Source organism: Helicobacter pylori (assembly GCF_001653455.1).
GTDB classification, from domain to species: domain Bacteria; phylum Campylobacterota; class Campylobacteria; order Campylobacterales; family Helicobacteraceae; genus Helicobacter; species Helicobacter pylori_A.
Map to the genome: position 1 here is coordinate 1053589 of NZ_CP011486.1, position 11951 is coordinate 1065539.

General features: G+C 38.2%; 8 protein-coding genes and 4 pseudogenes. 5 read left to right on the forward strand and 7 right to left on the reverse strand.

Annotated features, from left to right (window positions below; translation table 11 throughout):
• Positions 1-47: 47 nt before the first annotated feature.
• The 4 genes from AA977_RS04970 (at position 48) to AA977_RS04985 (ending at position 4233) form a co-directional block, all read left to right on the forward strand.
• The gene (locus tag AA977_RS04970; protein ID WP_064434810.1) at positions 48-1325 is read left to right on the forward strand and encodes a glucose-6-phosphate dehydrogenase; all 1278 of its coding nucleotides are present in this window, start codon (positions 48-50) and stop codon (positions 1323-1325) included.
• Positions 1326-1335: 10 nt separating this feature from the next.
• Positions 1336-2019, forward strand: a complete 684-nt coding sequence (pgl, locus tag AA977_RS04975) for a 6-phosphogluconolactonase (RefSeq protein ID WP_064434811.1) — start codon at positions 1336-1338, stop codon at positions 2017-2019.
• A complete protein-coding gene (locus AA977_RS04980) occupies positions 2006-3016 on the forward strand; it encodes a glucokinase (RefSeq protein ID WP_064434812.1) in 1011 nt (336 codons plus the stop codon). Before pgl ends, AA977_RS04980 begins: the two co-directional genes overlap by 14 nt.
• A 164-nt stretch (positions 3017-3180) precedes the next feature.
• A complete protein-coding gene (locus AA977_RS04985; protein ID WP_064434813.1) occupies positions 3181-4233 on the forward strand; it encodes an NAD(P)-dependent alcohol dehydrogenase in 1053 nt (350 codons plus the stop codon).
• A gap of 11 nt (positions 4234-4244) precedes the next feature.
• Here AA977_RS04985 and AA977_RS04990 read toward each other — a convergent pair.
• The 6 genes and pseudogenes from AA977_RS04990 to AA977_RS08250 all read right to left on the reverse strand — a co-directional run.
• A pseudogene (locus AA977_RS04990) lies at positions 4245-4949 on the reverse strand (glycosyltransferase); the annotation flags it as partial.
• A pseudogene (locus tag AA977_RS04995) lies at positions 4945-5463 on the reverse strand (hypothetical protein); the annotation flags it as partial. The pseudogenes AA977_RS04990 and AA977_RS04995, both read right to left, overlap by 5 nt.
• A gap of 12 nt (positions 5464-5475) precedes the next feature.
• Positions 5476-7875, reverse strand: a complete 2400-nt coding sequence (locus AA977_RS05000) for a DUF3519 domain-containing protein (RefSeq protein ID WP_064434814.1) — start codon at positions 7873-7875, stop codon at positions 5476-5478.
• Between the two features lie 578 nt (positions 7876-8453).
• Positions 8454-8549, reverse strand: a pseudogene (locus tag AA977_RS07855) (glycosyltransferase family 8 protein); the annotation flags it as partial.
• A 130-nt stretch (positions 8550-8679) separates the two neighbouring features.
• Positions 8680-9417, reverse strand: a pseudogene (locus tag AA977_RS05010) (glycosyltransferase); the annotation flags it as partial.
• Entirely contained in the window at positions 9395-9499 is a 105-nt protein-coding gene (locus AA977_RS08250) for a glycosyltransferase family 8 protein (RefSeq protein WP_436405042.1), read from the reverse strand. The pseudogene AA977_RS05010 and the gene AA977_RS08250, both read right to left, overlap by 23 nt.
• A gap of 173 nt (positions 9500-9672) precedes the next feature.
• Here AA977_RS08250 and AA977_RS05015 point away from each other — a divergent pair, with 173 nt between their 5' ends.
• Positions 9673-10980, forward strand: a complete 1308-nt coding sequence (locus tag AA977_RS05015; RefSeq protein ID WP_064435207.1) for a hypothetical protein — start codon at positions 9673-9675, stop codon at positions 10978-10980.
• Between the two features lie 6 nt (positions 10981-10986).
• Here AA977_RS05015 and AA977_RS05020 read toward each other — a convergent pair whose 3' ends face one another.
• Positions 10987-11640, reverse strand: a complete 654-nt coding sequence (locus tag AA977_RS05020) for an outer membrane protein (RefSeq protein ID WP_064434817.1) — start codon at positions 11638-11640, stop codon at positions 10987-10989.
• Positions 11641-11951 lie beyond the last annotated feature (311 nt).

Sequence of the window (11951 nt, forward strand, 5' to 3'; positions counted from 1 at the left end):
AAGATTGATTATAATAATAGCTCAAAAACACTCTAAAAGGGTTATTGATGTTAGATTTTGATCTGGTTCTTTTTGGCGCGACTGGGGATTTAGCCATGCGAAAGCTCTTCATTTCGCTCTATGAAATTTATATCCATTATGGTTTTAAAGAGGGTTCTAAGATTATCGCATCGGGGCGTAAAGAACTATCTAATGAAGAGTTTTTAACGCTTCTTTGCGAGAAAACACAACTGCACTCAAGAGAAAAGGGTAAGGAATTTTTAGCCCATATCAGTTATTTGTGCGTCCGTTTGGATAACCCTAAAGACTTTGAAGAATTGAGTAAAATCGCTACAAAAAACAAGCCCTTGATTTTCTACTTTTCTATCTCCCCTAGTTTTTTTGCAACGACCGCTCAAAATTTAGCCAAAAACGCGCTCAATCACGCCAACACCCGCTTGATTTTAGAAAAACCTTTAGGGCATGATTTAAAGACTTGTAAAGAGATTTTCCAAAGCATCAGCGCTTTTTTTAAAGAAGAACAAATTTTTAGAATCGATCATTATTTGGGGAAAAAAGGCGTTCAAAATATCCTTGAATTACGCCTAAATAACCCTATTTTAAACACCCTATGGGAGCAAATCAGCACGGTTGAAATCTGCGTGTATGAGACCTTGGGGGTGGAAGAAAGGGGCGAATTTTACGATAAAATCGGGGCTTTAAGGGATATGGTTCAAAACCATCTCTTGCAAGTTTTATCCCTTATCGCTACAGATTTACCCAACGATTTGAAAGATTTGAGGCAAGAAAAAATCAAAGTTTTAAAAACCTTACAACCCCCTAAAGATTTTAAAAAACAGGTTATTCGCGCCCAATATCAAGGTTATAGGAATGAAAATAAGGTTCATAAAGAAAGCCAGACAGAGACTTTTGTCGCTATTAAAGCCTTTTTAGATGCACCTAAATTCAAAGGCGTGCCTTTCTATATTAAGCACGCTAAAAAAATGCCCCACAATCAAGCGAGCGTGAAAATCCATTTTAATTCGGTTAACACGCTAGAATTTTTCCTTTCACAAGACAAAATCACCCTCACCCTAAAAGACAATCAAACCCCCCTTATTTTAGAAAGCCACAACCAACAAGAATTTTTACAACCCTACGCTAAATTGCTCTATGATGCGATAGAAAATAACCACAATAATTTCGCCCACCAGCTGGAATTGGAAGCGTCATGGGTGTTTATTGACACGCTGATAGAGGGTTTTATCAATAACGCTACGCCCTTACATTTCTATGAAAGCCATAACCTAAACGAGTTAGAATTTTTAAAACCACTCTACCAATAAAAGGAATTTCATGGGTTATCAATTGTTTGAGTTTGAAAGTTTAGAAGATTGCAATAAGGCTTTAACAGAGCGTTTTAAAGAATTTTTTAACGCTGCCTTAAAAAAGCGCCATCAAGTTTCTATCGCTTTTTCTGGGGGCCGTTCGCCCATTAGCTTGTTGCAAAAATTGAGCGTTTTAGATCTCGCATGGCATGAATGTGCAGTCAGTTTAGTAGATGAACGCATTATAGATACAAGCCATAAGGATAGCAACACCAAATTATTGCACGATTATTTGTTGCAAAATAACGCCCTAAAAGCTTCTTTCATTCCGCTTTTACCCAAAGAGGTTTCTTGCAATCAAAACGCGCTTTTAAAATTTGCTAACCAGCATTTCAAACAGCCCCATTTAGCCATTCTGGGCATGGGGACTGATGGGCATACGGCTAGCCTTTTTCCTGAAACGAGCGCTTTTTTAAACGAAGAAAAGGAAAATATCGTTTTCACTAAACCCGTTAACGCTCCGTATGAACGCTTAAGCATGTCTATTCACGCCTTAGAAAATTGCGAAAAACTTTTTTTAAGCGTTAGCGGAGAGCAAAAAAGGGAGGTTTTAGAAAAAGCTTTGAAAGAAAACGCCCCCTATTCTCTGCCGATTGCTCGGATTTTACACTCTAAAAAAGTTACCACGGAGGTTTTTTATGCCAAAAACTGAAACTTACCCAAGACTCTTAGCCGATATTGGCGGCACAAACGCGCGCTTTGGTTTGGAAGTCGCCCCACGACAAATTGAATGCATTGAAGTTTTACCATGTAAAGATTTTGAAAGCTTGAGCGATGCGGTGCGGTTTTATCTTTCTAAATGCAAAGAAAGCCTTAAATTACGCCCTATTTACGGCTCTTTTGCTGTGGCTACGCCCATCATGGGGGATTTTGTCCAAATGACGAACAACCATTGGACTTTTTCTATTGAAACGACACGGCAATGTTTGGGATTAGAGAGGTTGCTTGTCATCAATGATTTTGTCGCGCAAGCCTATGCCATTAGCGCGATGCAAGAAAACGATCTGGCTCAAGTAGGCGGGATCAAGTGCGAAATTAACGCCCCTAAAGCGATTTTAGGGCCAGGAACCGGGCTTGGGGTAAGCACTCTTATCCAAAACAGCGATGGCTCTTTGAAAGTCTTGCCCGGCGAAGGGGGGCATGTGAGTTTTGCCCCTTTTGATGATTTAGAAATTTTAGTGTGGCAATACGCCCGCTCTAAATTCAACCATGTGAGCGCGGAAAGGTTTTTGAGTGGGAGTGGCTTGGTGCTGATTTATGAAGCTTTATCCAAACGAAAAGGCTTAGAAAAAGTGGCGAAATTGAGCAAGGCTGAATTGACCCCACAAATCATTAGCGAACGCGCTTTGAATGGGGATTACCCTATATGCCGATTGACTTTGGACACTTTTTGTTCCATGCTTGGCACGCTCGCTGCTGATGTGGCTCTCACTTTGGGCGCTAGAGGTGGGGTGTATTTGTGTGGGGGGATTATCCCACGATTCATTGATTATTTTAAAACCTCACCCTTTAGAGTGCGTTTTGAAACAAAAGGGCGCATGGGAGCGTTTCTCGCTTCCATCCCTGTGCATGTCGTGTTGAAAAAAACTCCCGGGCTTGATGGGGCAGGCATTGCGTTAGAGAATTATTTACTGCATGATAAAATATAGTGCCGTTCAAATGAAAAAGACTGGGCATAGGGGGTGCTTCTTTTAATCCCACCAAACAACGATACCATATAACCAATAATCATAAAAATAGTTAAATCTATAGAAACATAAGCAAACCATAAAAACGATACAATAGCTGTATTTTAATGAAACAAGGAGTTTTTATGAGAGTTCCATCTAAAGGTTTTGCTATTTTTTCTAAAGATGGGCATTTCAAGCCCCATGATTTTAGCCGCCATGCCGTAGGCCCTAAAGATGTGTTGATTGACATTCTTTATGCAGGGATTTGTCATAGCGACATTCATAGCGCTTATAGCGAATGGAAAGAAGGCATCTACCCTATGATCCCTGGGCATGAGATTGCTGGGGTCATCAAAGAAATAGGTAAGGAAGTTAAAAAATTTAAAGTGGGTGATGTGGTGGGGGTTGGCTGTTTTGTCAATTCATGCAAAACCTGTAAGCCATGCAAAGAACACCAAGAGCAATTTTGCGCTAACCATAAAACGGTATTCACTTATGATTGTTTGGATTATTTCCATGACAATGAACCCCACATGGGCGGGTACTCTAATAACATTGTGGTGGATGAAAATTATGTGATTAGCGTGGATAAAAACGCTCCTTTAGAAAAAGTAGCCCCCTTGCTTTGTGCAGGCATCACCACTTATTCGCCCTTAAAATTTTCTAAGGTTACTAAAGGCACAAAAGTCGGCGTCGCTGGGTTTGGCGGACTAGGAAGCATGGCGGTTAAATACGCTGCGGCTATGGGGGCTGAAGTGAGCGTTTTTGCAAGAAACGAACACAAAAAACAAGACGCTTTAAACATGGGGGCTAAACATTTCTACACGGACCCTAAAAATTGTAAGGAAGAATTGGATTTTATCATTTCAACCATTCCTACCCACTACGATTTAAAAGACTATCTCAAGCTCTTAACTTATAATGGCGATCTAGCCCTTGTGGGACTCCCCCCTATAGAAGTCGCTCCAGTGCTTAGCGTTTTTGATTTTATCAGTTTGGGTAACCGCAAGGTTTATGGCTCATTGATTGGGGGCATTAAAGAAACCCAAGAGATGATGGATTTCTCCATTAAACACAATATTTACCCTGAAATAGATTTGATTTTAGGCAAGGATATTGATACGGCTTATCATAACCTAACCCATGGGAAAGCGAAATTCCGCTATGTGATTGATATGAAAAAATCGTTTGATTAAAGGCTTTTATTTTAGCTCTTTTTTAAGAGCTTGAGCTTGATTAGGGTATTTTTTGCTAGTGCATGGAGTTTTAGAATTTTGAGGGTTTTACTAATAAGGCTCTTGAGTGGTATTGAAATACAATATTTGAATAGTCTTCGCTTTGCGTTTTTAGGAATCTCATGAATGTGCAAAAAATAATGTTTTAAAAATGTTTTAAGAGCGTCGTGGGCAATCTGCTCTTCTACTTTCCACAAAGGGAAGTAGTAATGGTAGGCAACAACGCTATGGTAGTAGTGCCATTTTTCTCCGCCTATCTCCCCACCCCCTGTGATCAAATAAGACCAATCGCTCATAAAAGGGGTTTTAGCCAAAGCGTTCAGCCATAAATCCGCTTTCAAACCAAAAGGATATGTCCAAGGTTTTATTTGAAAATAAGGATGAGAGTCATATTGTATAACGATAGGTTCTCTTAGGGCTTGTTTAATGGTGTTGTGATAGATCTCATTGACCACACCCTTTAAATGCTCTTCAGAAAGACTATAGTAGTGTGGGAAAATGCAATACTCTATTTTTAATGGCGCGATCTTTGATCGACAAAATTCTGTTAATTGCGGTTCTTTATTGATCTTTTGCGCGCGTATGATTTCTAATATTTTTTTACAAAATTGATTTTTTCGCTGGCAAGTTAAGTTGCAATAAAAAAAGCCTTCATAGGGATATATTTTGTCATGTAATCGCTTTAAGGCTTTCGGTCTTATTGGTAGTGATTTCATTGTTAGCGTTCTCTTTAGCTCGGTTCAAAAAGATTTGATAGCTCGTTAATAACCTCGTAGCGGTTTCTATAAGTTGATTTTCTAGCTTTTTAATCTCGCTCTTAATGGTTTCAGCGTTAGCGTTTAAGGTATCGGTTACCTCTTGCTCATTAGCGTGCATGCTCGCATTAAACTCGCTAAAAAAGCCCTCGTATTCTTTCATTTTCGCTTTCAAGCGCTCGCCTGCGTTAGTAAGCCATTCAATAGAATTCCTTAAACTGCTATCGATCTCGTTAGCGTTCTTAAAAAAATCCAAACTTAAAAGCACCTCTAAAATCCTAACGATCCCTTTAAGGCTTAGTTCCACTTGCTCCGTAAAAAGCGCATTACCCTTTAAAGCGTTTTGTAAGGTTTTTAATAACTCGTTAGTGATTTCTTTGACTTGTGGTTGCTCGCTTATCTCTAAATGACTATTAGGTAAGTTAGGGTAGTTCATTTTATTCCTTATTTATTTTTTTGTGGTAGAATTAGGTTCGGTGAGTTTAGGGGTTCCCAAACCTACCCCTTGTAATTGAGCCATAAGGAGACTCGGTGGCTCATTCTCGCTATTATAGATTTCATAACTGCTTATTACCCACTTATTAGGTAGCTTTTCGCTATACCAATCATCATTAAGTCCTACTCTTATATTTTTATATTCAATAGCCATTCTGCCGTAATTATCTGTTATAGCATTACCTTTCTCTATAGCTTCCGGTATCGTTTTAGCTATATTTAGGGCGTATTCTTTCGCTTGTTGTTCGTTTAGTCCTTGATTTTTTGCTTGCTTCTCTCGGCGTTTTAAAATGTGTTCTAACCCATAATCTTTATTACCCCAAACTAAATCAATATCCCCTAAACCTTCTTTATAAAACGCTCCCTCTACAAAACCTTTTTTAGTTTCTAATAGCTTGTTAATCGCTCCTAAGCCATCGCCCTTAAACTCGCTATAATTATGCCCCCATTCGCTAGGCGTGTCAAATTTTTGTTTTACCCCTTTCTCGCTTTCTTTTTGCATGTCTTTTACGGCTTCTATCAAGCGGTTTAAGGTAGGGTTATGCTCGCTTGGCACTCTATCCACCATTAAAAGGTAACGCGTGAAATCGTAAATATCAATATCCTTAAATTCCTTGCTTTTAGGATCGAACATGTCCTTAGTAATATCTGCGATCTTAAACTCTTTCAAACCTTTTTTAATATTATCGCTCTTTAAAGCTTCAAATAACGCCTTACTGGGATCATCAAACCTCGCAAATCTTGCTACGCTTGCCCCTAAAATTTCGCTTATATCGCTCGTGATTTGATCGCTCTTTTCAAACATATCTAAAGAACTCGTCTTATAAAATTTCTCGCTCAAATCCCTTAAGCTGTCCGTTGTAGTTGGATAATTCTTTAAATTCGCAAAACTGCGATCCATAATATCGCTTAAATAAGCGTTCAGGCTCACATTAGGAAAATTCATGTCATGGATTAAATTGTGAAAGCTCCCTGCATTATCTACAAACATTTTTTTAACTTTTTCATAGCTTTTAATATCGTTAAAAAATTCTTTCTGCCAACGATTGAGTAACTCTATCCCTTGCGTTTTAGTCCTTGGCATGTTAAACATTAAAAGCGCTAAATTACTATCCCCTATATTATGGTGAGTGGCTTTATCAAAATTAAGGTTTTTAGCCACAACGCTTTTTAATTGATAAACGCTATCAGCGTCTAATTTCTTGTCTAATTCTTTTAATTTCGGTTCGTAATGGCTTAAAACGGCGATCGCCTTATCGCTTTCGCTATTAAAGCGCCCTTGATTGCTCCCAGCCGCTAAATTGTTGATCTCGGTATTATTCAATCGTTCATGCGGGACTCTTACTAAAAGCTCGTTAGGTTTCAAGTCTATGTTATAGTATTCTTTTATCGCTTTCTCGTAAGTTTCTCTGCTTTTAGGCGTGAAATTCAGCATGCCTTGTATCCTATGATTGCCTGCGATCACTTGCCCGTCGTGCAAGATGATGGGTAAATATTCAAACCCTCCGCTCCCAAAAATCTTTTTAGGGTCAAAATTCTCAGCAATGCTTTTAATCTGCTCTTGGTTCATGTCCGTTCGTTTCTGTGTGCCTCCAGTCGTAAAGCTCGGTTTCAAGTCTTTTGCATTCACGATCGCGTAATCTAGATCGTAAATCTCTCGTTCGTTCAACCTCACTCGGCTCTTGGGTAAATGCTCTTGTATTTGAGTGGGTATATCAGATCCTACTTCTATTTTAGTGTTGCTTTCAATATTGCCCGCATTACCCCTCTCGTGTTCTAATTTTCTTTTTAACGCTTCTTTACGCTTTGTTTCTTGCTCTTTAGCTTTTAAAAATTCTTGTTCGCTCGCTATTCTTTCGCTTTCTATTTTCGCAAGCTTTTCAGCGTTCGCTTGCTCTAGGGGGGATAAAATTTTAGCTTCTGGTGTGGTTTCGTTTAAATTTTCTGTATTTTTTAATAAATCCCCTTGACTTGTTAAATCTTTTTGAGATAGTATATTTTCATTAAGGTTTGAGATGCTACCGCCATCTCTGTAATCGTTAGAAAGTGGTGCAATGGTTTCTAACTCCCTTAAAATCTTATCATCTACTTCAAAACTTATAATCATATAATGATTTTTTAGTTCGTTATCTCCCCTAAACTTACTTAAAATAACTTTTGAATTATTTAAAATAATAGCCGCATAACCTGGCCTGTCTTCTTCTTTAAAGCCTTTTTGTAGAATGTTAGGGATTTCCTTAAGTAGTTCATCAGTCCTTTCTTTAGCTTCTGCTTCGTTTAAACCTTTACCTATGGCTTGATCTTCTCGGCGTTTTAAAATGTGTTCTAACCCGTAATCTTTATTGCCCCACACAAAATCGATCCCCCTAAATCGTCCCTATACACTGCACCAGCGACTTTCCCGTTTCGCTCTTGTAGTAGCTTCTCTAACGCTTCCTTAGGCTTTAGTGCAAACTCGGGGTAATTCTTCCCAAACTCTTTTAAGGGGGTAAAAGCGTTTGCAAAATCTTTTGTTTTTTGTAAGATCTCTTCGCTCGCTTCTTTCACGCCGTTATTAAGCTCTTCAATGAGTTTAAGCGTGTTGTTGCTAAAGTAGGATTTTTTAGCGCTTAATTCTAATCGCTTGCTAAAATCGCTTATAGTGTGGCTTCTCTCTAACGCTCTTTTAATGTGATACTTTAAAGCCGCTCCTGCGGTCGCTTCGTTCAAGGCTTTCGGTAACTTGATCCCTAAAATGCGATCGGGTGCATTCCTGTATAAAGTCCCTAAAGTGAATTTAGTCCATTGGTATTTTAACGCCCCGCTTAACGAGGTCGCTAACCCTTGGCTTAAGTTCTTTGTAATGGCGGGCTTTAGGCTTTGCGCGATCTTTGCATCGTTTTTAAAAAGCTTATGAAACCCGCTCGCTATGTCAATGTATTCTTTAGCTTTTGCACCCGCAGGAATGAGGTAATTTTTATCAAATGCAAAAGCGATAGGAATATGAAAATCTTGTTCTTTAAAAGAATGATTTGAATCTGAAGTCATGGAAAATGAAACACCCCTTTTTTGAAGCTATTTTATCCAAAAAAAAACCGCATTTGAAAGGGTTTTGTTTTTGGTTTTTATGTTGTTTTTAATGGAAATTAATTTAAAAAAAGATGTTAAATCTTTTATCCTAGCCCTTTTTAAAAAGCTTGATTAAGATTTTTTTCACAATCCCATGAAGCCCTAAAATCCTAAGGATCTTGCTAACCACCCTTTTAGCTAACGCTTTAGGCATCAAAAACACCCAATAAATAAGCTTTTTGAAAGATCTTTTCACTAAACCACAGGTTACATTAAAAATCCTTAGATGGATTTTTCTTTCCTTAAACACAACAAACAGATACGATTTGAAAAACAAATACGGCGTTTTAAACAGAATGTCTTTTGAAGACTTTGTTGGAGAAAAATAATGTTGTTGGGCCATTTTTGTGGTGTAAAAGCTCTCATTAATATGTATTTGTTTGGTGTAATCGCTCATAAAAGGGGTTTTAGCCAAAGCGTTCAGCCATAAATCCGCTTTCAAACCAAAAGGGTAATCCCAAGGCTTCACCGCCCCCCACCAAGCGTCATAGTGGATAATGACAGGGTTCTTTCGCGCCTCTAAAATGGTTTTTTTATAATTCTCGTTCAAGTATGCATTAGAAAAATCTTTAATCGTGTAATACCAAGGGAAAACGCAATACTCAATCCCTAAAGCTTTCATGTTAGGCCAACACCATTTCGTAAAATCCAATTCCTCTTTAGCCTTATTCCCCTTTAAAAGCCCATGCATTTTTAAGGTAAAATCTTTCTTGCGTTGGTAATCTAAATTGCAAAACAAAAACCCTTCCATCAAGTGGTTCTTTTCAACTTCCCGCGCCCGCAGGAATGAGGTAATTTTTATCAAATGCAAAAGCGATAGGAATATGAAAATCTTGTTCTTTAAAAGAATGATTTGAATCTGAAGTCATGGAAAATGAAACACCCCTTTTTTGAAGCTATTTTATCCAAAAAAAAACCGCATTTGAAAGGCTCTAGCTCTTATTTTTATGCCATTTAATGGAAATTAATCTAAAATTCACTCTTTGCATTTTATCTTTAAATGCTACAATTTTAAAAGATGATGAAAGGGGCTGTGTTTAACTTGATTTTCTTAAAAAAATCTCTTGGCGCATTGTTGTTTTCAAGTTTTTTAATAGTGCCTTTAATGAAAGCGGCTAGTTTTGTCTATGACTTGAAGTTCATGAGCTTTAATTTCAACTTGGTTGCCCCAAACAACAACCCTTATTGGAATAGCCTAACCAAAATGCAAGCGCGCCTCATGCCTCAAATTGGCGTCCAGTTAGACAAAAGACAGGCTTTAATGTTTGGAGCGTGGTTCATTCAAAACTTGCACACGCATTATAGCTACTTCCCTTATTCTTGGGGGGTTACGATGTATTACCAATACATAGGGAAAAATTTGAGATTTTTTTTAGGGATTGTGCCACGAAGCTATCAAATAGGGCATTACCCTTTGAGCGCTTTTAAAAAACTTTTTTGGTTTATTGATCCTACTTTTAGGGGAGGAGCGTTCCAATTCAAACCGGCTTATGATCCTAATCGCTGGTGGAATGGGTGGTTTGAGGGCGTTGTTGATTGGTATGGGGGGCGTAATTGGAATAACCAGCCCAAAAAGAAAAATTACGACTTCAGCCAGTTTTTGTATTTTGTTTCTTCAGAATTTCAGTTTTTTAAAGGGTATTTAGGTTTAGGGGGACAACTTGTGATCTTTCATAACGCTAGTTCTCATAGCATGGGAGATAATTACCCTTATGGCGGGAATTCCTACTTTAAACCGGGCGATGCAACCCCACAATGGCCTAATGGCTACCCTTATTTCAGTCAAAAAAACAACCCACAGGGCGGCGAAATAGGGAAATACTCTAACCCTACCATTTTGGATAGGGTTTATTACCACGCTTATCTTAAAGCGGATTTTAAAAACCTCATGCCTTATATGGATAATATTTTTATGACTTTTGGCACGCAATCGTCTCAAACCCATTATTGCGTGCGTTACGCTAGCGAGTGTAAAAACGCTCAATTTTATAACAGCTTTGGGGGGGAATTTTACGCCCAAGCACAATACAAAGGCTTTGGAATCTTTAACAGATATTATTTTTCCAACAAACCCCAAATGCACTTTTATGCCACTTATGGCCAATCCCTTTATGCCGGGTTGCCATGGTATAGAGCCCCTAATTTTGACATGATAGGGCTTTATTATGTTTATAAAAATAAATGGGTGAGCGTGCAAGTGGATGCGTTTTTTAACTTTTTAGGTGGAGGCGATGGGTATCATTTGTATGGCAAGGGGGGTAAGTGGATCACCACCTATCAGCAATTCTTAACCCTAACCATAGACACACGAGAGCTGATTGATTTTGTCAAATCCAAAACATCTAAATAACTATATCTAAAAATTATAGATATAATTGAAATAAGCGACCGGTAAGCGTTGCCATAAAGTGGTTGCACTCAAGCCATCAACGATTTCTGTTTTTTTGTTAGGAATGACAGGGAATTTCAACCCAAAAGTGATTTCATTGTGGAAAAAACCATAACGAAAACCCACTTTCACAAGCAATTGGAAAAGCGAATTTTCCTTGCCTAAATTTTGAGCGATAATCCCATGCATAGCCCCTCCTGGCATGTAAGTCGCCCCAGCAATGCCTAAGCCAAACTCTAACCCTAGAAACATTTTTGGCGAATTGAAAGCGTCCCACAAGCCGCTAAACTCCAAACCATAAGTAGAAATATAGGATTTGTGAGAAGAAAAGGTCTGATCGTAAAACAACCCATAACGAAAACCCACATGCTCTACAGCTTGCGTTTTAGCCACAAATTTCCCTCCTAACACCACACCAAAACCATTGCCGGTCATGAAATACGATTTATCTATAGAACTGGTGCTAAAAGATGTGTTAATCGCGCTAAGCTGATACCCAACCCCTAAATAAAACGCATTCCTGTCCGCAAATTTAGGTTTTTTTGTTTCATCAAGCTCTTCGGCTTGAAGCGATGATAATAACGCCACGCTCATCAATACTTTAATCATTGTTTTATCCATAACCCAATTCCTTTTGTTATCCTGCCCCACACTCACCCCATATATTAAGATCAAATCACACCCTAAATAATAACAAAGTTTAAAATAAATATTAGTGATTTTGATTAAGAACGCCTGTCTTTTTAGAATAAATAGCTATAAAATAGCCATAAATAAATAAAATATCCCACCAAATACCCATAAAAATAGCCTCCATTCTTGTGGGTATGCCCCCATTTTTTTAGTAAAATTCTTAAAAAAGTGTTGTTATAAGACATATTAATAGTTTTTCTTGTATAATCCAAGCTAAATTCAATTTATTTTATACGATA